25 protein-coding genes and 2 other annotated features (1 of these 27 running past the window's edge) are annotated in these 24,202 nt (G+C 38.9%); of the genes, 2 read left to right on the top strand and 23 right to left on the bottom strand.

What is annotated here, in order from left to right; all coding sequences use genetic code 11:
- Positions 1-15 (bottom strand) — a binding site (T-box leader); it reaches 234 nt to the left of the window's first position.
- Positions 16-91: 76 nt separating this feature from the next.
- Positions 92-844, bottom strand: coding sequence for a TrmH family RNA methyltransferase (locus tag C0966_RS10880; RefSeq protein WP_274855470.1), 753 nt, complete (start codon positions 842-844; stop codon positions 92-94).
- 117 nt (positions 845-961) lie between these two features.
- On the opposite strand from C0966_RS10880, the gene sspI reads away from it, so the two are divergent.
- Positions 962-1,168: a small acid-soluble spore protein SspI gene (gene sspI, locus C0966_RS10885; protein ID WP_004438763.1), complete on the top strand. Its 207-nt coding sequence runs from the start codon at positions 962-964 to the stop codon at positions 1,166-1,168.
- 72 nt (positions 1,169-1,240) lie between these two features.
- Here sspI and C0966_RS10890 read toward each other — a convergent pair whose 3' ends face one another.
- Both C0966_RS10890 and C0966_RS10895 read right to left on the bottom strand, forming a co-directional pair.
- Positions 1,241-2,326, bottom strand: a complete 1,086-nt coding sequence (locus C0966_RS10890) for a M42 family metallopeptidase (protein WP_274855471.1) — start codon at positions 2,324-2,326, stop codon at positions 1,241-1,243.
- Between the two features lie 71 nt (positions 2,327-2,397).
- The gene (locus tag C0966_RS10895; protein WP_274855472.1) at positions 2,398-2,886 is read right to left on the bottom strand and encodes a dUTP diphosphatase; all 489 of its coding nucleotides are present in this window, start codon (positions 2,884-2,886) and stop codon (positions 2,398-2,400) included.
- A gap of 119 nt (positions 2,887-3,005) precedes the next feature.
- On the opposite strand from C0966_RS10895, the gene C0966_RS10900 reads away from it, so the two are divergent.
- Positions 3,006-3,410: a sigma-w pathway protein ysdB gene (locus C0966_RS10900; protein ID WP_274855473.1), complete on the top strand. Its 405-nt coding sequence runs from the start codon at positions 3,006-3,008 to the stop codon at positions 3,408-3,410.
- A 50-nt stretch (positions 3,411-3,460) separates the two neighbouring features.
- On the opposite strand, the gene C0966_RS10905 is transcribed toward C0966_RS10900, so the two are convergent.
- The 20 genes from C0966_RS10905 to C0966_RS11000 all read right to left on the bottom strand — a co-directional run bounded on the left by C0966_RS10905 (position 3,461) and on the right by C0966_RS11000 (position 24,169).
- On the bottom strand, positions 3,461-4,033 hold the full coding sequence (locus tag C0966_RS10905; protein WP_274855474.1) for a TVP38/TMEM64 family protein: 573 nt from the start codon (positions 4,031-4,033) through the stop codon (positions 3,461-3,463).
- Between the two features lie 62 nt (positions 4,034-4,095).
- Positions 4,096-4,368 carry a DUF1294 domain-containing protein gene (locus C0966_RS10910; RefSeq protein WP_274855475.1) on the bottom strand — a complete coding sequence of 91 codons (273 nt, stop codon included), beginning with the start codon at positions 4,366-4,368 and terminating at the stop codon, positions 4,096-4,098.
- 71 nt (positions 4,369-4,439) lie between these two features.
- Positions 4,440-4,799, bottom strand: coding sequence for a 50S ribosomal protein L20 (gene rplT, locus C0966_RS10915; protein ID WP_274855476.1), 360 nt, complete (start codon positions 4,797-4,799; stop codon positions 4,440-4,442).
- A gap of 31 nt (positions 4,800-4,830) precedes the next feature.
- Positions 4,831-5,031: a 50S ribosomal protein L35 gene (gene rpmI, locus C0966_RS10920; protein ID WP_274855477.1), complete on the bottom strand. Its 201-nt coding sequence runs from the start codon at positions 5,029-5,031 to the stop codon at positions 4,831-4,833.
- A gap of 16 nt (positions 5,032-5,047) precedes the next feature.
- Positions 5,048-5,566 carry a translation initiation factor IF-3 gene (infC, locus tag C0966_RS10925; protein ID WP_185762590.1) on the bottom strand — a complete coding sequence of 173 codons (519 nt, stop codon included), beginning with the start codon at positions 5,564-5,566 and terminating at the stop codon, positions 5,048-5,050.
- A 53-nt stretch (positions 5,567-5,619) separates the two neighbouring features.
- Positions 5,620-5,749 (bottom strand) — a sequence feature (ribosomal protein L20 leader region).
- Positions 5,750-6,020: 271 nt separating this feature from the next.
- A complete protein-coding gene (gene thrS, locus C0966_RS10930) occupies positions 6,021-7,955 on the bottom strand; it encodes a threonine--tRNA ligase (protein WP_274855479.1) in 1,935 nt (644 codons plus the stop codon).
- Between the two features lie 411 nt (positions 7,956-8,366).
- Positions 8,367-9,197, bottom strand: coding sequence for a putative sporulation protein YtxC (gene ytxC / locus C0966_RS10935; protein WP_274855480.1), 831 nt, complete (start codon positions 9,195-9,197; stop codon positions 8,367-8,369).
- 323 nt (positions 9,198-9,520) lie between these two features.
- Positions 9,521-10,450, bottom strand: coding sequence for a primosomal protein DnaI (gene dnaI, locus C0966_RS10940; RefSeq protein WP_274855481.1), 930 nt, complete (start codon positions 10,448-10,450; stop codon positions 9,521-9,523).
- A gap of 16 nt (positions 10,451-10,466) precedes the next feature.
- On the bottom strand, positions 10,467-11,864 hold the full coding sequence (locus tag C0966_RS10945; RefSeq protein WP_274855482.1) for a replication initiation and membrane attachment family protein: 1,398 nt from the start codon (positions 11,862-11,864) through the stop codon (positions 10,467-10,469).
- Positions 11,865-11,910: 46 nt separating this feature from the next.
- Positions 11,911-12,393 (bottom strand): transcriptional regulator NrdR, encoded by a 483-nt coding sequence (nrdR, locus tag C0966_RS10950; protein WP_274855483.1) that lies wholly within the window; start codon positions 12,391-12,393, stop codon positions 11,911-11,913.
- Positions 12,394-12,613: 220 nt separating this feature from the next.
- The gene (gene speD / locus C0966_RS10955) at positions 12,614-12,994 is read right to left on the bottom strand and encodes an adenosylmethionine decarboxylase (protein WP_274855484.1); all 381 of its coding nucleotides are present in this window, start codon (positions 12,992-12,994) and stop codon (positions 12,614-12,616) included.
- Positions 12,995-13,313: 319 nt separating this feature from the next.
- Entirely contained in the window at positions 13,314-14,345 is a 1,032-nt protein-coding gene (locus C0966_RS10960) for a glyceraldehyde-3-phosphate dehydrogenase (RefSeq protein WP_274855485.1), read from the bottom strand.
- A gap of 248 nt (positions 14,346-14,593) precedes the next feature.
- Complete coding sequence (gene coaE / locus C0966_RS10965; RefSeq protein ID WP_274855486.1) at positions 14,594-15,196, bottom strand: dephospho-CoA kinase; 603 nt, start codon at positions 15,194-15,196, stop codon at positions 14,594-14,596.
- A gap of 20 nt (positions 15,197-15,216) precedes the next feature.
- Positions 15,217-15,852 (bottom strand): sporulation membrane protein YtaF, encoded by a 636-nt coding sequence (ytaF, locus tag C0966_RS10970; RefSeq protein WP_274855487.1) that lies wholly within the window; start codon positions 15,850-15,852, stop codon positions 15,217-15,219.
- 106 nt (positions 15,853-15,958) lie between these two features.
- Positions 15,959-16,783, bottom strand: a complete 825-nt coding sequence (mutM, locus tag C0966_RS10975) for a DNA-formamidopyrimidine glycosylase (protein WP_274855488.1) — start codon at positions 16,781-16,783, stop codon at positions 15,959-15,961.
- Positions 16,784-16,797: 14 nt separating this feature from the next.
- Positions 16,798-19,431 carry a DNA polymerase I gene (gene polA / locus C0966_RS10980; RefSeq protein WP_274855490.1) on the bottom strand — a complete coding sequence of 878 codons (2,634 nt, stop codon included), beginning with the start codon at positions 19,429-19,431 and terminating at the stop codon, positions 16,798-16,800.
- Positions 19,432-19,548: 117 nt separating this feature from the next.
- Positions 19,549-20,484 (bottom strand): protease modulator HflC, encoded by a 936-nt coding sequence (hflC, locus tag C0966_RS10985; protein WP_274855491.1) that lies wholly within the window; start codon positions 20,482-20,484, stop codon positions 19,549-19,551.
- The gene (gene hflK, locus C0966_RS10990) at positions 20,477-21,442 is read right to left on the bottom strand and encodes an FtsH protease activity modulator HflK (RefSeq protein ID WP_274855492.1); all 966 of its coding nucleotides are present in this window, start codon (positions 21,440-21,442) and stop codon (positions 20,477-20,479) included. The genes hflC and hflK overlap by 8 nt, the downstream gene beginning before the upstream one ends.
- 247 nt (positions 21,443-21,689) lie before the next feature.
- A complete protein-coding gene (gene pnpS, locus C0966_RS10995) occupies positions 21,690-23,456 on the bottom strand; it encodes a two-component system histidine kinase PnpS (protein WP_274855493.1) in 1,767 nt (588 codons plus the stop codon).
- Positions 23,453-24,169: a response regulator transcription factor gene (locus C0966_RS11000; protein ID WP_274855494.1), complete on the bottom strand. Its 717-nt coding sequence runs from the start codon at positions 24,167-24,169 to the stop codon at positions 23,453-23,455. The genes pnpS and C0966_RS11000 overlap by 4 nt, the downstream gene beginning before the upstream one ends.
- Positions 24,170-24,202 lie beyond the last annotated feature (33 nt).

Raw genomic sequence — 24,202 nt, forward strand, 5'->3', positions numbered from 1 at the left:
CATCATCGTTTTTATGTATGCATTTTTGCTGTCTATTATAGTATATTCTTGTCATTGTTTCAAACGGTTTTGAAAAATATTGTGCCCACTTTTATCCCCGCAAATAATACAGCAATATTCCCGTTGCAACAGCAACGTTTAGCGATTCGCTTTTTCCGTGGATCGGGATAAAAAGATTTTCGTCAGTTTTTGTTAATAATTCTTTATTTACACCGCTTCCTTCGTTCCCGACAAGTAACCCAAACGATCCTGCCGGTTTGACTTCCGTGTAGACTCTAGCATTGTCGAGGGCTGTTCCATAGACAGGGATCTTCTCTTGATGAAGCCTTTCTATCCACTCAAACAAATCCCCTCTTACAACAGGAAGGTGAAAATGGCTCCCCTGCGCGGAACGAAGAACTTTAGAATTATAAATATCAACACTGCCGTTACCGACAATGACTGCGTCTACTCCTGCAGCATCCGCTGTTCTGATCATTGTCCCTAAATTTCCAGGATCCTGGACAGCATCTATTAGCAGAAACCTTTTCCCTTTAACTTGATCTTGATCAATTTTTACTTGGCGGCACACGGCTAAGACACCTTGAGGAGTTTCTGTTTCCGTCAAGGTGTTGAAAATTTCATCTGTCACCATGGTGACTGGAATCGAACCGTAATTCAAGCGTGACAGTAATTCCGCCTTTTCGTTCATTATTAAATTTACTACGCTTCCGGCTTTTAAGGCCTCTTCAACGAGATGGTGGCCTTCGACAAGAAATGTTCCTGTCTTGTCCCGCTCTTTTTTTGTTAAAAGCTTTTTCCATTGCTTCACTTGCGGATTTTGAACTGAGTGAATGTGTTTCAAACACTGTCTCTCCTTTTTTCGAAATCAGTTCCCTTATTATAACTTAACTGCTTTACATATTAAATTCAAAAATAGAAAGGATAATAACGATAGGAATTTTGAAAGGAGCGGGAAAAAATGAATTTAAATTTGCGGAAAGCCATTATCCAAAATGTTTCCGGCAACTCACAAGACGAATTAAGAGAAACGATTGTTGACGCCATCAACACCGGAGAAGAAAAAATGCTGCCGGGTCTCGGCGTACTTTTTGAAGTAATCTGGAAAAATTCCTCTGAACAAGATCGCCAGGAGATGCTGCAAACGTTGGAAAGCGGTTTGAAATAAGAAATAATAAAACTCCTTTATTTAATTGTACGCATAGGAAACCCCCGGCCTTTCGCCGGGGGTCCTGTCTTTTTATTCAAATGTAATTTTCTCAACCGTCTCTTTATCAAGACGTTTGATCACTTCAACGATCAATTTGACTGCATTCTCATAATCATCGCGATGAAGGATTGCAGCATGTGAATGGATGTAACGGGTCGGAATTGTAATCGATAATGACGGCACACCTCTATGAGTGAGATGAATAGCACCGGAATCGGTACCACCGCCGGCCATTGAGTCAAATTGATAAGGAATGTTGAGTTCATCAGCAGTATCGGTTACAAAGTCGCGAAGACCTTTATGAGAGACGATGCTAGCATCATAAAGAATTATCTGCGGGCCTTTCCCCAATTTGCTTAATGATTCTTTTTCAGAAATGCCCGGAGTGTCTCCGGCAATCCCAACGTCTACTCCAAAAGCAATGTCCGGCTCAATCTTTTGGGCAGAAGTGCGGGCGCCGCGTAAACCGACTTCTTCTTGAACCGTTCCAACTCCATAAACGACGTTTGGATGATCCACGTCTTTTAATTGTTTCAGCACATCGATCGCAATCGCACAGCCGATGCGGTTATCCCATGCTTTAGCAAGAAGCATTTTCTCATTATTCATAACAGTGAACTCAAAATATGGAACGGCCATGTCCCCTGGGCGTACGCCCCATTCCATTGCTTCATCACGGCTTGAAGCTCCAATATCAATAAACATGTCTTTTATTTCTACCGGTTTTTTTCTCGCTTCCGGAGGAAGAATATGGGGAGGCTTTGAACCGATTACACCGGTGATGTCTCCTTTACGGGTCACGATTGTCACCCGTTGGGCAAGCATTACTTGAGACCACCAGCCTCCGACAGTTTGAAAGCGCAAAAATCCTTTGTCATCAATGTGGGTGATCATGAAACCGACTTCATCTAAATGGCCGGCAACCATAATTTTAGGTCCTCTGTCTTTTCCAACCTTCTTCGCTATTAAACTTCCCAGCCCATCGGTTGTTACTTCATCTGCATAAGGAGCTATGTATTTTTTCATAACTTCGCGTACTTCGCGCTCGTTGCCGGGAATGCCTTTCGCATCGGTTAAATCTTTCAGCATTGTTAACGTTTCATCAAATTTGGCCATAATTTCGCTCCCTTAATATGTATTTTCCTATCATTATACAAGAAGCTTTTGAAAAGCAACAAAAAATTCTGCTAATATCCTTGTCGCTGTCTTTCATAATTTACTTCATTTTTTTCAATATATGCTTGTTCAATTTGCGCCGGTGTAAAACCAAGAAGATTTGCAAGTTCTAAATAACCTCGAAACATTAATTGATAATGATGAATGGTACGAAATTGTTTAAAATTAACAATTAATTGATAAACTCGTAAAAACTGTTCATTTAGAGAGGTTGTTGTCTTTGATTGCGGCAATTCAATTTCTTGTTCAAAACCGCAATCGATCCCGAGAGATAGGATAAAATGGATCCCGTCTACAAACTCTTCTAAAACGATTTTGTGAGGAGACGACGGTTTTACACTCCAAAACTTAAAACAGCGTGTCTCGTTTGCCAATTCTCCCAATTCAACAAGAAGAGCAAGCACTTTCCGGTCAAATAAATTCTCATCCAATAATTGATGCTTACTTTCAATATGCCGATCTAAAGCTTTTTGCATTTCAAATAGTTTATGGAAATCCATCCTTTGAAACCCTTTCAAGATTATTTTTGTATAAGAAAATTATATCAAATTACAAAAATGATGAAACTTTTTTAAAGTTTATTCGTAAATAAAAAAAAATTTCATTGGAGGAGCATGTAATGATGTGGATGCTGCGCTTCCTATTATTTGTACTTATCATTTTTGCCGTTTATAGCATGATTAAATATTTATTAAACCCGAAGCGAAAGCTGGAACTTGCCCATGAGCAAAAACGTTTTTATTTTTTTGATGACCAGAATAATGTTCATAAAAATTTTTTGCTTACCTATAAAGGTGTATTATTTGAAGGAGAAAAATACTTGGGAACAACAGAAAATGCCTTTGAGGTTGTGTCCATCTTTATATGGCCGCGGAGCACTGCTGCACTAAAAGGTTTGGTTAGAGATGACTTTCTCTTCATTGAAAAAAAGATACGTGAGCACTATTCTAGTGCAAAAATTGATTGGAAAAGTCCTGTAAAAGAACTTTTGGAAAAAAGCCATCTTCCTGAAAATCCTAAATAAACAACAAAAGGTAAACAACGTTCGAAATGAACCCGAACGTTGTTTACCTTTTATGCCGTAGCTTTAAAAAATTCCCCCCATTTAATATCCGTCACCCTTTCACGTAAAATATATACAAGAACGGAAAGGGCAAAGAGAATCACAATCATCATCGAAGGGGTAAAGCGGCTGACAAATTCCCCAAATACTGTGTAAAAAAACGCAGGAGGAAAGTTTGTGAACCATGAACTTCTCATATACTCTTTGAACGATTTCGATCTTTCAACCAAACAAAAGCTTAATAAATGATAATGAACAAATGGGATCAACCGTAATACAGCGATTTGTCCTACGGTCAGATTGCGATATTCTCCAAACCAGCGCTTTTTAATAGTTGATAGCTTTTGATGGGTTTTCGGCATTTTGTTAATAAAGAAGTAAAAAAATAAACTTGTAAACATTAATCCGACAAGCGAGAAAATCGTTCCCCAGATCGTTCCAAACAGTGCGCCTCCAGCTATACAAACAACAGCTACCGGTATGAATAAAAACTGCCTTAATAAATGAAAAAGGATAAATGCTACAGGTGCGAAAACTCCCCCGGCTTCAATCATAATAAAAAGGATGGAGCATTTATCGTCCATACTGCCACCTACCTTCGCTGTTTCACATGATGTTATTACAGCTTATAGAAGCGTACGGGCTGTTATGACAAAAGCGCCAAAAAATAAACAATAAATATTCCTTGTAAAAGAGCAAGAACCGGAAATCCAAGTTTAAATGACAGGTGTTTTGTTTTATGCCTGTAAATCCGCATTCCCATTGTCATTCCAATTGCTCCCCCAAGGAAAGCGATTGCCCATAATGTGTTTTCACTGATACGATATTGTTTATGCTTTGCTCTCATTTTATCGATACGCATGAGCAAAAGTCCGATTATGTTCACAGAAGCAAATGCCCAAAATATGAATTTCTCCATGGCTACGGCTCTCCTTGCTTAAATATGTAAACAGCCATCCTCCACATAGAGAATGGCTGCTATCGAAATAATTATTTGTTAAATTGCTGTTTCGCGACATTTGCTAATTCAGCAAACGCTTTTTCGTCAGAAACGGCTAAATCTGCAAGCATTTTGCGGTTCACTTCAATACCTGCAAGCTTTAAGCCATGCATTAAACGGCTGTAAGAAAGACCGTTCATACGGGCAGCTGCGTTGATACGAGTGATCCAAAGTTTGCGGAAGTCGCGCTTTTTCTGGCGACGGTCGCGATATGCATACATTAAAGATTTCATTACTTGCTGATTAGCAACTCTATATAATGTATGTTTAGAACCGTAATACCCTTTAGCTAATTTTAGAATTTTTTTACGACGTCTGCGAGTAACTGTACCGCCTTTTACACGTGGCATGTGATTTCCCTCCTAGATAAATCTTTCGAGATTACTTGATGTTGTCTAATAAGTGACGAATGCGTTTGAAATCGCCTTTAGAAACAAGCGCTGCTTTACGAAGTTTACGTTTTTGTTTAGTCGTTTTATTAGCAAATAAGTGGCTTGTAAATGCGTGTGAACGTTTTAGTTTACCAGATCCAGTTTTCTTGAAACGCTTGGCAGCGCCGCGGTGAGTTTTCATTTTTGGCATTTGGTATTCCTCCTTGTTACTTGTCGTTTTTAGGTGCTAAGACCATAAACATGCTTCGGCCGTCCATTTTTGGATGTGACTCGACTGTTGCAATTTCTTTGCAAGCTTCTGCAAAACGAACTAAAACACGTTGGCCAATTTCTTTATGTGTAATCGCACGACCTTTAAAGCGGATCGATGCTTTCACCTTATCGCCTTTTTCCAAGAATTTAATCGCATTCCGAAGCTTTGTGTTAAAATCATGCTCTTCAATTGTCGGACTAAGACGAACTTCTTTAACGTTGATGATTTTCTGATTTTTACGCGCTTCTCTTTCCTTTTTTTGCTGCTCGAATTTATATTTTCCATAGTCCATAATACGGGCTACCGGAGGCTTCGCATTCGGCGCAACTAATACAAGATCAAGATTTACGCGTGCAGCAATTTCAAGTGCTTCGTTTTTTGATTTAATTCCTAATTGCTCGCCATTTTGGTCAATAAGGCGGACTTCACGGGCACGGATACCCTCATTTAAGATCATGTCTTTGCTAATAATTAGACACCTCCATGGTTTGTTTAGCGAATACAGCGTTTGGAAAAAGAATGATGAAAAATAAAAAAGTGCGGATGAATACACCCGCACTGCAAAAAGACACAAATAGCCTTTAAGTTTTGCGCAAAACCTGTCAACAGCCTATAGCGTCAATCAGGTGAGAAGCGGGTGCTTCTTCTTTTCCACAAACTTGTATTCAATTTACTTAATTTACTATATCACAAACCATAGATGAGTGTCAATCAAACATCTTTTAATCACAACGAATTGTATTTTAACAGAAGGCTTCACATAATGCAATAACTTTTTGTTATTCCATTTGTGCGTTTGCCTAAAAGAACGTTTTCTTTTCTTTTCATTAGCTAAAGATAAATACCCATTTCTATCTTTGTTAACGCAGCTCCGTCCCTTTTCCTCAGAAAAAGAGAGGCCATCGAAAGCCTCTCCGTTTTTTTCATTATGATAGCTTCACTTCTTCTTTCAAGGATGAAACAAAGTCTGCGAACGCAACAGTTTCCGATTTTTGTTCGCCGTATTTCCGGACATTTACCGCATTGTCTTCCACTTCCTTATCGCCGACTACAAGCATGTAAGGAATTTTTTGCATTTGCGCTTCGCGGATTTTGTAGCCGATCTTTTCATCACGGTCATCCAGTTCGACACGGAATCCTTCCGCCTGCAGTTTTTCCTGTACCTGTTTCGCATAATCATAGTGAGCATCAGGTGAAACAGGAATCACTTGTACTTGAACCGGTGCAAGCCATGTCGGGAAGGCTCCCTTATATTCTTCAATTAAATAGGCAACAAAGCGCTCCATTGTGGAAACTACGCCGCGGTGGATAACAACTGGACGATGCGGTTTACCGTCTTCACCAACATACGTTAAATCAAAACGATCCGGAAGCAAGAAATCCAATTGAACAGTTGATAAAGTTTCTTCCTTGCCTAATGCTGTTTTGACTTGAACGTCAAGCTTAGGACCGTAGAAGGCTGCTTCTCCCTCTGCTTCAAAATACTCAAGGCCAAGTTCGTCCATTGCCTCTTTTAACATGCTTTGGGCTTTTTCCCACATTTGATCATCGTCATAATATTTTTCTTTGTCTGCCGGATCACGGTAAGAAAGACGGAAAGAATAGTCTTTTATATTAAAATCTTTATAAACCTCTAAAACAAGACGGACAACACGCTTAAATTCGTCTTTAATTTGGTCAGGGCGGACAAAGATATGTGCATCATTTAATGTCATCCCGCGAACGCGCTGCAGTCCGGAAAGGGCGCCTGACATTTCATAACGGTGCATGGTGCCAAGCTCCGCAATTCTAATCGGCAATTCGCGGTAGCTGTGCATGCTGTTTTTATAGATCATCATATGATGAGGGCAGTTCATCGGACGAAGAACAAGCTGTTCATTGTCCATTTCCATGACCGGGAACATATTTTCCTGATAATGATCCCAGTGGCCGGAAGTTTTATATAATTCCACACTTCCCATGATTGGAGTATAAACATGATCATAGCCAAGGCGAATTTCTTTATCAACGATGTACCGTTCGATCACACGGCGGATTGTCGCACCTTTTGGAAGCCAGAGCGGCAGACCCTGACCAACTTTTTGTGAGTTTGTAAATAAGTTTAATTCTTTTCCAAGCTTGCGGTGGTCACGCTCTTTCGCTTCTTCCAGAAGCCGCAAGTGTTCCTCAAGATCTTCTTTTTTAAAGAAAGCTGTGCCGTAAATGCGTTGAAGCATTTTGTTTTTGCTGTCCCCGCGCCAATAAGCGCCGGCAATGCTGAGCAGCTTAAATTCTTTAATTTTTCCGGTTGAAGGTACATGAACACCGCGGCAAAGATCGAAAAATTCACCCTGCTCGTAAATGGTTACCTTCTCGTCAGCCGGAATCGCTTCAATTAATTCAAGCTTGTATTCATCGCCAATTTCTTTATAAAGCTGCACTGCTTCTTCACGGCTCACTTCCTTGCGGACAATTTCAAGATTCTCATTGACGATTTTTTTCATTTCTTTTTCGATTCGCGGCAAATCTTCCGGAGTCAAAGATTCCTCAAGATCGATATCGTAGTAGAAACCGCCTTCAATAACAGGCCCAACACCAAGTTTTACATTTTTGTACAAACGCTTTATAGCCTGAGCCATTAAATGGGCTGTACTGTGGCGAAGCACTTCTAATGCCTCGTCACGGTCAGGAGTAATAATTTCTATTTCTCCGTCTTCTTCGATCGGACGGCGAAGATCATACATTTGGCCGTTTAATTTACCGGCAATCGCTTTTTTCTTTAATCCCGGGCTAATGGATGCCGCAATATCTTCCGTTGTCGTTCCTTTTGGAAACTCCTTCACTGCTCCATCAGGAAACGTAATTTTCACAACGTCTGACATAATTTTTTTTACCTCCTTTTTTAATAAAAAATAAAAAACCCGCCCCTGTAATAAGGGACGAGTTGATTACCCGTGGTTCCACCCAAATTCCCACCGGCCAAGAATCTTTCATCAGGCTCGATGGCTTTGATACAGAATAACGGTCTGCGGCCGTCAGCACTTACTAGTGATTGATACTATTTCCATTCACGTTCAAAGCTGAAGTTTAGAGGTGGTAAGCATTCCAACCGTGTTGGGAAAGTTTCAGCCTTGCTTTCCCTCTCTGTGAACCGTGAAAGAATACCCTTGTCCTCATCATTACTTTTAGCAAATAATCTTATTAATTATTATGTACGTTATTATAGTGCGAAATTTTCGGAAAAGCAAGAGCTGCTTTCATTTCTCTTCAGCTGTAAATGAAATCATGCTAATTTATCCATTTAAGTCGGAAACAGGTTTAATTGATACACGTTCTTCAAATATATTTACAATTGTCCGGATTAACGGTTGGTCCGGTTCTTTTGTATAAAGGAAGATCGTAGCAGGTGCAATCGACAACAGTGGAGCAATCGTAGCAGAATCAACATAAACAGGGTGATTAAATAGCAGTTTCCTGTCTATCATTCTTGCAAGATCTCCTCGCTTAATCTCATCATATTGTTCATCAAAAAAGGTAATTCCATCATCGATTAACAAATGAAGATGAGAAATTTTTGACCTTTTCATCACCAAATATTCCCTTAATGTATGGACAAATATCTGGTATTCCTGCTCCATTTTGTATTCATCAATCGACACTTGCACATATTTCTCAAGTAATTCCCAAAATGACCTTAGTCGAAACTTAACGAATGAATCAAACGAAAAAGAGAGATTTTCATGAAAAACTTGATCTATTGCATGAATTAACATAGTATCCAGATCAGTATCTTTAAAAAAGAATTCCAATTCCTCCCGTTTTCCTTCAAAAATAGAATGGATAATGTCAAGAATTTGCTGCTGCTCTTCAGGATCCTCAAAATAGTAATGATCTGCGATAATCGTTCGCATCCAGTCATCACGTTTCTTATAAGTAATAAATTCATAGAAAGCTTTTTTGATAGCTCGCAAAGTATCGTTCGAAAGCGAATTTATTGAAACTTTTGCAATATGTCGATCTTCAAATAGAAGAATATTTTTTTTAGCTTCAGAGGATAAATGGAGCTGTAATGCCTTGTACAAGTTTGATGCGTCTTCATTATTTTGGAAGATGATTTCGATCAACCAAATCCCCCCTTATAACGTGGAGAAACAAATCTTTGATTTAATGTATATGGAGGACTCGGTCAAAATAGAAGTCTCACAAGGAGAAATTATTTCAAAAAACGTGCATGAGTTTTAAACTCCCAACCCTAACATGGAAATAACTTTCATTATAAAACAGAACCAACATAATAAGGCGGTGTGAACGAAGCCAAGCTCTAAATATTTACAAAGCTAAACAAGTATCTTGCTAAAGATAAGTTGCCATATCTATCTTTGTTAGCGTAGCTCCGCCCCTTTTCCACAGAAAAAGAAAAAGGCCGCCATAAAGGAGACCTGAAAAATTATGCTCTTCGATTTGGGCCATCAACTTTTACGGGCGCTGCAAGATATTTGATCCGTTCCATTATTCTTGCAGCTTTTATCTGTTCTTCTTCACCGCGCTGACTATGGGCAAGGTGGTGCTGCAGTTCTGTCAGATTAAAATTGGAGGTAAAGAAAGTTGGTAAATTCTCCATCATCCGGAATTGAAGAATGGTTCCCAAAATCTCATCTCTTGCCCAGCTGCTCATCGTTTCTGCCCCAATATCATCCAGCATTAAAATCGGAGCTTTTTTCATAATCTCAAGTTTCTCGTTTACCGTTTGATCGCCAATCGAATTCTTCATTTCACGGAAAAATTCTGGAACATAAACAATCAATGAACTTATCTGTTTTTTAGCCAATTCATTGGCAACGGCACCTAATAAATACGTTTTTCCCGTTCCAAATGGCCCGTACAAATAAAGCCCTTTCTGTTTTTCTCCGGGACGGTATGTTTCAACGAAGTCTTTTGCGAGCTTGATTGCTTTGAGTCTTCCTTTATCCAGCTCAAGCTCACCGAGAGAAGAGTTAAGAATCTCTTTCGGCACATATATGCTCTGGATTAACCGTTCTTCTTTTCTTCGTTTGTCGTATAACCGTTTGCGAGGACAGCGGTCATAATTGATATCGATTGTACTGCCGGCCAGCACTAAGTGGGGGTGGTAGCCTTTCATAATATTTTTGCAGCCTTCAAGACTTGGGCACTCTTTGCATTCTTTGCTTTGAGTACTGTACTCATACAACTTCGTTAAACTTTTTTCAAGAATCTCCGGGGTAATGGAACCTCGATTTTCAGCCAAAAATGCTTTTACATATGGATCTTGATAAATTTCTTGTTTCATTAATTCATATCGTTTTTGGAAATCCACATTATTTGCAAGTTTTTTTAGAGTATCATTAATATTTTGCATTTAAAGACTCACCCCCTCACTTATACTTTTTGAGTTCCTCTTCCAATTTACGCTTTTCGGCTTCGAAATCAAAATCATCATCTTCATCATTTTTCTCATCGGCCGTTTGTTTTTGAACGAACCATTCCGGCAGCAATTCCGTGCGAACAGGTTTCTTAGTCCTTTGAGAACCGGCAGCAGCTTTCTTACCTTGAGCCCATTCCATATATTGTTTATGCTCATTTTTGGCAAGTTCCATAGCGTCTTTGACCGTTTTTATTTTTTTGCGCGCCCATTGGCTGGCGACTTTTTCAATATAGCCTTTTACAAGCTTCATATCTGTCTTTAGCATAACATATTGAATAAGTACATTCACAACTCCCGGAAGAAGCTTTTGATTAAACATAATTTCTTCAATAACTTTTAAATCGGCATTTGAAGGCTCCGCTCCGTCTGAAAGGTCTTTTAAGAGCTGTCTTGGTGAAGTTGTTTCCAAATAGCGGATGAGCTCTTCTTCCTTTGATTTCGGTTCAGAACTGCCCGAATGGTAAATTGCCGGTTGCACCCGGTCTACGAGCGAAGGGAGCTGATCATTATGTTCAAATTGATACCAATCTCTTGCTGCTTTTCTTAGTTCTTCAATATCAATTTCATTATCTGCTGTAACAGCACTAATGACAATATTTTTCATTTGAATCGCATCGATTCCGTATAGAAAAGCTAAATTGCTGATTGCTTCTTTTACTTTTTTATTTAAAGCTGTTTTCGGAACGAGGGATTCCTGCAAGCCTGCTTGCAGCAGTTCAAAGTTAAATGTTGATTCATCAATTTGTATTCCTTCCTGTTCTTTCCTTCCAATAAAAACATGGCCATCAGCAGGAAGAAGATCATTGGATGCTTCTTTGTTCATTTGAAAAGCGGAAGGAGGAACAGATGCAAAAATATCCTGAAATGGCTTTGTAATTTCTTTATAATCATTCGGTTCGGGAATTTTTTGATCACTAAAAAAACGCTTTAAGCGGTTGAACTGATTTTTTCCGATTTTACGGTACAAATATATATTTAGCATCCCATCTAAAAAAAACTGTTCCGGTGTCAACGGAGGCTGGAGCTCATAAATAAACGACCGATAATCATCATCATGACGGACATAGCATTTCATTAATCCGATTCCTTCAAGCTTCAAGCGGGCCAGATAAATCTCTTTCAGGTTCATACCCATCAAAGTCATTAAACTGTGATGAGAAGAAGATTCGGACCAAAGCCGATTTTCTTCCAATTCAGCCCATAATGTCATGTATAAACTAAAACATACAGGTCCAATTAACGGCTGATATAATAAAGTCAATACTTTGCGGTCATAATCATGAAGAAGCCCGTTCGCGCGAACGTTATATCGGTCAACAGGTAAAATTTCTTGCCAGTGCAGCGCCATCTTTATTCAAACCTTTCAGTAAAAAAATCCATCATTGAAAAAAGAGCTAAAGATCATCTTCAGCTCCGTTATGACTGTTATTCTTAATCAGTTCTTTTAATTCTTCAATGAAAACATTAATATCCTTAAATTGACGGTAGACAGAGGCAAATCGCACATATGCCACTTCATCAATTTTGGCAAGCCTGTCCATCACCATTTCACCGATCGTCTCACTTTTTATTTCCGACACACCTTGACAGCGAAGTTCTTTTTCTACTTCTTGGGTAATATCTTCTAATTGATTAAGTGCAACAGGCCGTTTTTCACATGCTTTTATAAGGCCTCTTAATATTTTTTCCCGGCTGAATTCTTCGCGTGTTCCTTCTTTTTTAACGACAATAAGAGGAATTTCTTCTACTTTTTCAAACGTTGTAAAACGGTACCCGCAATTTTCACATTCCCGTCTTCTGCGAATTGACCGCCCCTCATCAACAGGCCGGGAATCTAAAACACGAGTACTGCTATTTTGACATGAAGGGCATTTCATACAATCAGCTCCAGCAATGGATTAATAAAGTAAACTATCACTTATTAATATCTTATAAAAAAGAAAATGTTAGTACAAGTAGTACTCGATTTTTTCGCGTTTTTCGCAGATCCCAAATATGTAGATTCACCATCAAACTGTTTATAATAACAATTTACATATTTTTTAGTAATTAAAAAGAGGTGTATTAAATACACCTCTTATCATTCATTTTCAATTATTACAATGCTTGTGCCTGCGCTTGTTTCACTTTAACAGGACCCATTCCGCGCGGGATTTCAATATTCTCGCGTGTTTGGGCTCCTAACGCTTCTGCAATATAATCAGCAGCAATGTTAGGATCTAAATCGCCGCATGTATAAACATCAATGCTGGCGTATCCGTGCTCAGGAAAACTGTGAATTGTTAAATGAGACTCGGAAATAATAACAACTCCGCTCACACCCTGCGGTGCAAATTTGTGGAATGCTACCTCGCGGATTTCTGCACCAGATTTTAATGCAGCTTCAACGAAGATTTTTTCAATTTGCTCCATGTCATTTAGCTTTTCAAAATCGCAACCCCACAATTCTGAAATAACGTGACGACCCATTGTTTCCATAATTAAAGCTCCCCCTTTAACTTTTTTGCTAATTTTCCTGAAATTTATATTCGAAACTGGTATCCAAACTACCACGGGGGAAAGTTAGTCCAAAGAGGTCCTAACCCTTTAAGTAGCTATCGTTACCTTATTTCAAGAAGTTCACGATGATTAGTATACTTTGTTTAAATTTTTTTTGCAACACATGAATAAATTTTTTTTATGATAATTATTGTTAAAAATGAATTGAACCCCATTTCCTCAACTTTACGAAAAAAAAAAAACTTACCGGTATCCGGTAAGTAAATAGGTAATTGGGGAAGTTAAATAAACAATTTGATTAGCCAACTTTTATTGCAGAACTGGTGAACATTTCCTTTGCAACAAGATTTGCAAGATCAACAACTCGGCAAGAATAGCCCCACTCGTTGTCATACCATGCTAACACTTTCACTTTATTAGCGCCGATCACCATCGTTGAAAGACCGTCAATGATAGCTGAATGTTCATTTGTATTAAAATCGATCGAAACAAGCGGATCATAAGTAATATCAAGAATTCCACTTAATGAACCATTGGATTCTGAAAGAAATGCTTCATTTATTTCGTCAACAGTAACTTCACGTTTCAAGTCAACAACCAAATCAACGAGAGAAACATTTGGTGTTGGTACGCGAAGAGCTATGCCGTGCAGTTTTCCTTTAAGCTGCGGCAGCACTAATGACAAAGCTTTCGCTGCACCGGTGCTCGTTGGTATGATTGACTGCCCGCATGCTCTTGCACGACGCAAGTCCTTGTGCGGATTATCAAGATTCTTTTGATCATTTGTGTATGCATGGACAGTCGTCATAAATCCGTTTATGATTCCAAATTTTTCATCAAGCACTTTTGCCACAGGTGCTAAACAGTTTGTCGTACATGATGCATTCGAGATAATATTATGTTTATCAATATTTAAAACGCTTTCATTTACTCCCATAACAATGGTTACATCTTCATCTTTCCCAGGGGCCGTCAAAATTACTTTCTTTGCACCTGCATCAAGATGAAGACTTGCTTTGTCACGTGAATTAAACTTGCCTGTTGCTTCAATCACAATATCGATATTTAATTCTTTCCATGGAAGTTCTTGCGGATTTCGATTATTTAATAGTTGGATTCGTTTTCCATTTACAATCAACGCATTTTCATCAGGAATGACTTCTCCGTCAAATTTTCCGTGTGTTGAGTCATATTTTATCAAATGGGCCAGCGTTTCAGGAGGATAGCTTGCATTAATGGCCACAATTTCAAGGTTATTTTCAAGGATGGCTTTTCTGAACACCATTCGACCAATTCTTCCAAAACCGTTAATCGCTATTCTTGCCTTCATTTTACGTCCCCTTCCGCATTAATGTTATACTTTTCAAAAACAATTTTGTTATTAGTATAACATATTAGTCCTTGTATGTGTTATATAAAATACAAAATTTAAAAATATTTTTCTATCCGAATGATTTGTATGATTATGATGTTGATTGTCTGGTTTTAGTATGTCGTTTTTCATTAAGGACATACGAAGGGAAATCGAAAAAACCTTATGAAAATAAAAAAGAGAGGAATACAATCCCTCCCTTTCTGTCATTCTGTATAGCCCCATTCAGACAAAATCCGCATAAGCTGTTTTCGTGTTTCTTCAATCGTTCCGTTGTTATCGATCACAGCATCCGCTAACGATATTTTTTCCTTTAAAGGCATTTGTGAATTGATTCTCGCTTTCGCTTCCTGCTCTGTAAAATGGTTGCGCTCCATTAGCCTTTTTAGCTGGATCTCTTCATCTACATATACGAGCAAGGTTTTATCGACCATATTTGTCAGCTCGCTTTCAAACAAAAGGGGAATATCCATAACAATCATTTTTTCCCCACGAGCTTCTGCGTCTATTTTTTTGGAAAGCATTTGCTCACGGACAGCCGGATGGACAATCGTGTTTAAAAGCATCCGCTTTTCACTGTTGTGAAAAACAATCGATCCAAGTTTTGCCCGGTCAATGGTGCCATCGCTTTGTAAAATTTCCGGACCAAAATGCGAAACAATTTCATGATATGCCTTTTTACCTTTTTCAACAGCGAGGCGGGCTTCAACATCTGCGTCAATAACCGTAATTCCAAGATTTTTTATCATATTTGAAACGGTGCTTTTTCCACTAGCAATGCCACCTGTTAATCCTACGACTAAAGCCATATCCGATTCCTCTCTTAAAACTACATTTTCCAAATTCCTATGAATATTAGCAAGACACCAGGTATGAAAGTAAACTTTTGTACCCATGTGCTGTTTGAAAACAACGCACCGGTTTTCATCCCAACGTACACAAATAAGGAACTCATAACAGCGACGGTCACTGCTAAAAAAACCGGAGAATACCCGAGCATCGCAGCACCGACCCCGGCTCCAAAAGCATCTAATGATAAAGCGAGCCCCAGCATAAATGCTTCGATGCCGGTAATTGTTCCAGACCGGTCAAAATCTGCAGACATAGGTTTACGAAGAATATTAATTACAATACCTAATGATTTAATTTCAAAATTAACTATTGTTTTTTCAGTTGGAGAAACATCCTTCAATTTTTCCGGCCGAAAAAATTGAAACAAGACCCAGCCGCCGAGAAAAATCAGAATGATGCCCCCTAAACTTTCTGAAACTTCTGGTTTAAGAAGGTTTTCAAAAAAATGACCGATTCCCATAGCTGCCAAAAGAGTCACGGCTGAACAGCATGCTAAAACGGCAATCGATTTTAATGGGATTTTCATTTTCTTTAATCCGTAAGTAAAGCCAACACTAAAACTGTCAAGACTGACAGCAAAAGCTAGTAATAGAAGTGAAATCAACTGCGCCATCTTATGAGCTCCTTCCTGTCAATCGCTAAGCATAGTATATGAAAGAAGCCCATTTAATGTGCAATGAGAATCAGAAAAACGGAAGCACCGCTTTTCATTCCTTATTTCATTTTTGGCAGTTTGCGCAGTAATGTGTGCCCCTGCCGCCTACAACTGACTTCTCAAGCGGTGAGCCGCAAATCTTGCACTCCTCTCCTTCCCGGCCGTACACAAAATGTTCTAACTGAAACATACCAATCTGTCCTTGGGAATTGACATACGATCGAATCGTACTTCCTCCTTTGGAAACCGCTTCAGATAAAGTTGCGATAATTTCCCTGTGAAGGCGCTCGATTTCCTCCCCAGTCAATGAATTGGCTTCCCGTTCCGGATGGATTTTCGCCCGAAACAGAGCTTCATCGACATAAATATTTCCAAGCCCGACAACGATTTTTTGGTCCAAAAGCGCTGTTTTCACTTTTCTGTTCGTTTTGCCGAGTTTTTCGGCAAGCGAATTGATCGTAAAATCATCAGAAAAAGGCTCCGGTCCAAGCTGATTTAACGGAGGATATTGAAATTCAGTTCCTTTTTTATACAAATGCATTGTTCCAAATTTACGAACATCTTTATATCGCAGCTCTGTCCCGTCAGAAAAATGAAAATTGACATGTGTATGTTTTTCGATTGGGTCATTCTTTGAAAACAAAGTGTAGCGCCCTTCCATCCGCAAATGGGATACAAGCGCATAATCATTTGTATAAAAAATTAATAATTTACCTCTTCTCCCGATCTGTACAATCGTTTGGCCAATTAGAGCATCCTTAAACTGTTCAACTTCTTCAGGGTGTTTAATCATTTTCGGCCAAAAAACAGATACACGGTCAATCTGTTTATGAAGAACTAGGTTTATTAATGTCCTTCTTATTGTTTCTACTTCCGGAAGTTCCGGCACTCTTGTCCCTCCTTTTATTTCGCGTCGAACCAGGTAGGGCCGAAAGAATAATCCACTTTTAACGGCACTTTTAATTCAACAGCATTCTCCATAACATCCGGTACAATTTCTGTGAGTTTTTCAATCTCATCTTTTGGCGCCTCAAATATTAATTCGTCATGCACCTGCAGGAGAAGACGAGTTTTCAACCCTTCAGCTTTCAGCCGTTCTGCCATATCAATCATTGCTTTTTTAATAATATCTGCAGCACTTCCTTGAATAGGCGTATTCATTGCCGTTCTCTCTGCAAAGCTTCGAACGTTAAAATTGCGGCTCGTAATTTCCGGCAAATAGCGGCGGCGATGAAGAATCGTTGAGACATATCCTTTTTGCTTGGCATCTTTCACGATCTCTTCCATATATTCTTTCACGCCGGGATAGCTTTCAAGATACCTCTCAATGAATTTCGCCGCTTCCTTTCTCGTAATGCCGAGGCTTTGGGATAAGCCATAATCACTGATACCGTATACGATGCCAAAATTGACGGCTTTCGCATGGCGGCGCATATTGGAAGTCACTTCATCTTTTTCGACATGAAAGACTTCCATCGCTGTTTTTGTATGGATATCCAAACCCTCTTTAAAAGCCTGGATCAATTTTTCATCATTGGCGATATGAGCGAGCACCCGTAATTCAATTTGCGAATAATCGGCGGCAAAAATTACCCAGTCTTTTTCAGAAGGGATAAATGCCTGACGTATTTTCCGCCCTTCCTCAAGCCGGATCGGGATGTTCTGTAAATTCGGGTCGGTAGAGCTTAACCGTCCTGTCTGTGTTAACGCTTGGTTAAACCTTGTGTGGACTTTCTCTGTTTTCGGGTCAACTACCTTCAAAAGACCTTCAATATACGTAGACTGCAATTTTCCAAGCTGGCGGTAATGAAGAATTTCCCTTACAATTTCATGCTCCTGTTCAAGCTTTTCTAATACATCGGCTGAAGTCGAATAACCGGTTTTTGTTTTTTTCATCACCGGAAGTCCCAGCTTCTCAAATAAAATAACGCCAAGCTGTTTAGGAGAGTTGATATTAAACTTTTCACCGGCTAAATCATATATTTTATTTTCAATTTCCTTTAGCTGCTCATTGATTTCATGACCCATATCACGAAGGCGGTTTATATCGATCTTAACCCCCTGGTATTCCATATCTGCAAGAATGAGCGACAGAGGCATTTCAAGTTCCTTAAATAATTCATATTGCTGGTTTTCCTTTAACTCTAATTCAAGTTTCCCCTTTAATGCATCCATTGCAACCGCTTTACGGACAAGGTGCTCTGCCAGTTTTTCTTCTTCAGGAATTTTCCGTTTAGCCCCTTTTCCGTAAAAAGCTTCATCTGATTGAACACTTGTAAATTTGTACCTTTTTGCAATTGAAGCAATATCATCAATGGATTCGGACGGGTTAATTATGTAGGATGCCAGCAAAAAGTCGAACTCCACGCCTTTTAAATGAATTTGATGGTGCCGGAGAACAACTTCAGACCGTTTTGTATCGTAAACGGTTTTCTTTTTCGTTTCATCTTCTGCCCACTCTTTGAAAACCTCTGATTTTAAGGCAATTTCTGCAGGAATAAAAAATTTTCCCTTTTTATTGACAACTGAAAATCCGATAATGTCAGCATAATGGTAGTTATCCTCGAGCACTTCAACATAAAAGATATTATTATCAGTAAATATGTTTGATTGAACATTGGACACAATTTCAAATTCAATTTCTTCCATCGGCTCTGTTTCTTCTGACTCAGATTCTCCGCCAAGCTTGTCTAATAAAGAATTAAATGCCAGGTCTTTAAAAAGCTTGATGACCTTGTCTTTTTGGAGACCCTCGTATTCAATCTCCTCCAGTTCAAGGTCTACCGGGGCTTCTGTCGTAATCGTGGCCAACTCTTTGCTCAAGAGCGCTTGGTCTTTAAATTCCTCCAGCTTTTCTTTCAATTTTTTTCCGCTCACTTGATCGATCGAGTTCAGCAAGTTTTCAACCGTTTCAAATTCAGCAAGCAGCTTAATCGCTGTTTTTTCTCCTACACCCGGAACACCGGGGATATTATCTGAAGCATCTCCCATTAATCCTTTCATATCAATAATTTGTTCAGGTGTCAGCCCATATTTTTCTTTTATATGGTCAGGAGTGTATTCTTCAATATCGGTTATTCCTTTGCGAGTAATACCGACCGTCGTTTTCTCTGAACAGAGCTGGGTTAAATCTTTATCTCCGGAAATGACTTTGACTTGAAACCCTTCTTTTTCCGCACGTTTTGAAAGTGTACCGATAATGTCGTCTGCTTCATAATTTTCCAATTCATACTGGCGAATCCCGAAAGCATCCAGCAATTCACGAATAAATGGGAATTGCTCCGATAACTCCGGAGGCGTTTTCTGTCTTCCTCCTTTGTATTCGCTGTACGTTTTATGGCGAAAAGTTGTTTTGCCGGCATCAAAGGCAACAAGTATATGGGTCGGCTTCTCATCTTCTAGTATTTTCATCAACATCATTGTAAAACCGTAGACTGCATTCGTATGGACGCCTTTTTCATTATTTAATAATGGAAGCGCAAAGAATGCCCGGTATGCAATACTGTTGCCGTCTATTAATACGAGTTTCTTCTCCACCCAAAATCCTCCTTCAAAAATACATCTATGATTGAACAAAAAACCGTTATTTTCCCTTCTTTATTCTATCACGATAAGAATTAGAAAGGAAAATAACGGCTAGATGCTTTATTGTTATTATTTTGTATATCCCATTAGCAAGCGTGCATATGGGGAATCGGACGGAAGAACAATGACCGTCTCTCCGTTGATTGTTTTTTTATATGATTCAAGCGTACGGAACATAGAATAAAAGTCAGGATCTTTCGAAAAAGCTTTGTTGTATATTTTGGCCGCTTCTGCTTCGCCCTCAGCACGGATCGACTCTGCGTCAGCCTGGGCTTTTGCCAGAATTTCCTTTACTTCACGGTCTGTTTCCGCTATAATCCGGTTTTTTTCTGCGTCCCCCATGGAAAGGTATTCCTGCGCTTTCGATTCACGTTCCGAAATCATTCTCGTATATACAGATTGTTCATTTTCTTCAGGCAGATCTGTCCGCTTCATTCTTACATCTGTCACAACAATTCCATAGTTATCTTTTGATAACAATTCATTTACTTTTTCTGTAACGCGATCATTCAATGATCCTCTTGATGACTTTTCATCATTGATAATCTCATCATAATTTAATTGTCCCAGCTCAGCACGGACAACTGAATAAATAAACTCTTCCATACGCGTTTCTGCATTCTCAACCGTTCTGGCATTTGTGATCATTTTTTTTGGATCTTCAATTCTCCAAATCGCATAGTTATCAATCAACATCCGTTTTTTGTCTTTTGTATTGATTTCTGCTTCCGAAACATCATACGTCATCTGGTACTTTGGAAGAGTCGTGACGCTTTGGACGAACGGAATTTTATAGCTTAATCCGGGCTCTTTTTCTATTCTTACAACTTCACCAAATTGACGAATGACTTTATATTCCCCTTCTTTTACAATAAACAAATTCGTGAAAACAAGAATGAGAACAGTAATAAGAACGACCAAGAAGATTCCAATTCTAATATAATTTCGCCACTCGAAACCATTTCCAGTCCGTTCATTCATATTCACTACTTTTTTATCACTCATTGTTTTCACTTCCTTCCTCTTGTGCTTTCGGCTTCTCTTTTTCCAGAGGGCGAATAGGGAAATACTTCAATGTATTGCCATCATCATTCATAATATAAATCTCTGTATTTGGCAGCACTTGTTCGATTGTTTCAAGTACGAGCCGCTGCCTTGTAATATCAGGGTTTTTCCTATACTCTTCATAAAGCTTGTTAAATACAGCTACATCCCCCCGGGCCCGTTCAATCCGGGCAGCCTTATCACCTTCAGCAGTGGAAATAAGTGCATCCTTTTCCCCTTGTGCTTCATTTTTTCGTTTGTTTTCATATTTCTTTGCTTCGTTTATCTTTGTATTCATCGTCTCCCGTGCGTCCGTTACATTTGTAAAAGCTTTTCGGACTTCATCATTCGGGAGTTCCACGTCCTGAAGCTTTACGGCAAGGACGGAAATGCCAATATCATACTTATTAACGAGAGTAGAAAGCAAATCGCGGACTTCCGCTTCAATTTCTGCTTTTCCCGATGTTAATGCGTCATCAATTTTAGAACTGCCGATAATGCTTCTTAACGAAGCAGATGTAGCATCATATAAAATTTCTTTCGGATCGTCAGAGTTATACAAATATTTTTCAGGGTCCGTAATTTTCCATTGGACGACCAAATCGGCAAGAACGATGTTTTCATCCCCGGTAATCATTTTTGTCTCTTCAGGAAACTCTTTAATTTTCCCGTCCTTTTCTTCATAGCCAAATTGGAGACTGAACGTTTCTTTTGAAAGTTTTTCTACACTTTGAATCGGCCATGGCAATTTAAAATGAAGCCCCGGCTCAGTCAGCCCTTCCTCAACTTTACCGAATGTTAAAATGACAGCCTGTTCAGACTCATCTACTGTATACCAGGTTGAAAAAGCAATGATACATAAAATGACAACAAGAAAAACAAGGCCTACACTTGTATAAATCCTCTTTAAGCTAATCATGCCTCTCCCTTTCTTTCAAAAGATTTTGTCTCTTTTTATACGAAAATATGTAAAAAAGGTTTCAACATTTTTACATTATTTAAATTTTCCGATAAAAACGAAAAGACGAAAGCGGGGTCTGCTTTCGTCTTTTCGTTGGCTCCTTGGATGAAGGGGTTTTCAGTAATAAGTTTAACAAGTCTATGTTAAGTAAAAATAAACCGGATGTTAAAGATCTGTAAAATTCCAATTCCCTTCAAAGAGCCTTTTATAATTGTAGGGTTTTATGAAGTTCAATCGTAAATTCCGTCCCTTTGCCAAATTGGCTTTGAACAGAAATATTGCCTTTATGCGCTTCCACCAAATGTTTGACAATCGCAAGCCCTAAACCGGTTCCTCCGGAATTCCGGCTCCTTGCTTTATCCACCCGGTAAAACCGCTCAAATATTCTCGGGATTTCATCTTTATTAATTCCAATTCCGGTATCCTTTACTTTAACAGTTACTGTCTCTTTATTTTCGATTATTTTCACTGTAACCATTCCGCCATTAGGAGTATAAGTAATGGCATTATTAATAAGATTAATGAAAATTTGCTTTAGGCGATAAAGATCTCCCTCAACTGTAATATGTTCTCCGGAAGTTTCCAGCATTAAAGAAATGCCTTTTTCATTCGCCTTGCTTTCGAGAATGGTAATAACTTCATTTAACATCATAACAAGATCAACAGACTGGATGTTCAATTTAAACCCTTGCTGTTCAATTTTTGATAAATCCAATAGATCTTGAATAAGCGTCTGAAGGCGGCCGCTTTCTTGTAAAATGATATTGAGAAAAGCTTCAAGAGTATTTGTATCATTCATCGCTCCATCTAAAAGTGTTTCTGTGAATCCTTTAATGGAGGTAATCGGAGTTTTGAGTTCGTGTGAGACATTGGCTACAAAGTCTTTTCTCATTTGCTCAAGCCTTTTTAATTCCGTTATATCGTGAAAGACAAGCAAAATTCCCTTCCACACATCATTTGTGCCGATAATAGGTGCTCCGTAAACTTCAAAATGCCGCCTTTCAATTGCAAGCGGAATGAGCATTTGCCTCTTAATTTTTTGTTCAGTCATAAATATTTCTTCAATTAATTTCGATATTTCTTGATGCTCAATAACTTCATAATAAAGCCTGTATAAATAATCGCTCGGATTTACATTGAAAATCTCTTTGTATGCCCTGTTAATTAAATTAATATACCCCGTGCTGTCAATTAGTATAAGGCCGCTTCCCATATTCTCGATTAGTGTGGTCAATCGGTCCTGCTGCATTTCCTGGGTCTTCATCAGTTCCTGAAGGTTGCGGGCCAGGACGTTGATAGACGCGCTTAACATTCCCGTTTCGTCCATATGATCTTCGTAAGTCCTGGCAAGATAGTTTCCTTTCGCCAACTCCATCGCAACATTTGTAGCAGATTCAATCGGTTTCGTATAACGGGTCGTAATCCGTGACACTAACAAAATGATGACAATGAGAGCCATTCCGAGACTAGCAATTAAGAGCATCCAAATTTGCCGGTATATTTTTTTTAGTTCATCTATTTGCGTGCTAAGAAATACATACCCTTCTTTTTTTCCATCTTTATGAATCGGACTCCAGTAATATCGTAAATCATATCCTCCATCTACTTCATAACCATCTTTAGTCCTCGAATGTTTCTCTATAATATCACGGATAATTTCCGCATGTTCCCTAATTATTGTATTTGATCGTTCTCCGCTGTCATAAAGAATGGCTCCATCCAGATCAACAATAGTTATTCTTGATTCAAGCATATTGCTAATGGAATCAACTTTATGTCCATCGAAACTGTCAATTCCCCCGTTATCCTCAATATACAAAGTTAACAGGGCGCTTTCAATTTTCAGTCTTTCATTAAACGATTTTAAATAATAGCTTTTAAAAAGCTGCCCCAGCAACAAGCCGAGGCCAATTAACACGGCAACAATAAGGGTGATAATAGAAATGAGGAGTCTTGTACGGAATTTGGTCATTCCCCTTTCGGCTCCTCTAATTTATACCCTAGTCCGCGGATTGTTTTAATGTAGACAGGTTTTTTTGTGTTTTGTTCAATTTTCTCTCGTAAATGGCTGATATGTACATCAACAATCCGGGTATCCCCGGCAAAATCATAGTTCCATACGGCACTTAGCAATTGATCCCTCGTTAACACTCTGCCCTTATGTTTAGCCAAATATAGGAGCAGTTCAAATTCTTTAGGTGTCAATTCAAGTAGTTCTTCCGCAAAAAATGCTTCATATTGATCGGGATATATTTTCAGGTCAGCAATCTTTATAAAACCATTCTCTATGAATTCATTTTCTCTTACCTCAGGCTGATATTGAGACCTCCGCAAAATTGCCTTTACTCTTGCTATCACTTCACGGGGACTAAATGGCTTCGTCATATAATCATCAGCACCGAGTTCAAGACCGAGAACTTTGTCAAACTCATCATCTTTTGCCGTTAACATCAAGATGGGTGTCATCATTTTTTGCTGTCTTAATTGTTTACAAACTTCAATTCCATCTAGTTTAGGAAGCATCAGATCTAAAATGATCAAATCTGGATTTTCATTAAGAGCCAAATCTTTTCCATCTTCTCCATCCATGGCGGTTATAACATCAAAGCCTGCCTGCTCCAAATTGTACTGCAGCAATGTTACAATTGATTGTTCATCGTCGACGACTAGCACTGTTTTCTTCATACAAGCCTCCGGTAATTCGTATTAACCCCTATC

This window comes from Bacillus methanolicus (assembly GCF_028888695.1).
In the GTDB taxonomy this organism is placed as follows: domain Bacteria; phylum Bacillota; class Bacilli; order Bacillales; family Cytobacillaceae; genus Bacillus_Z; species Bacillus_Z methanolicus_B.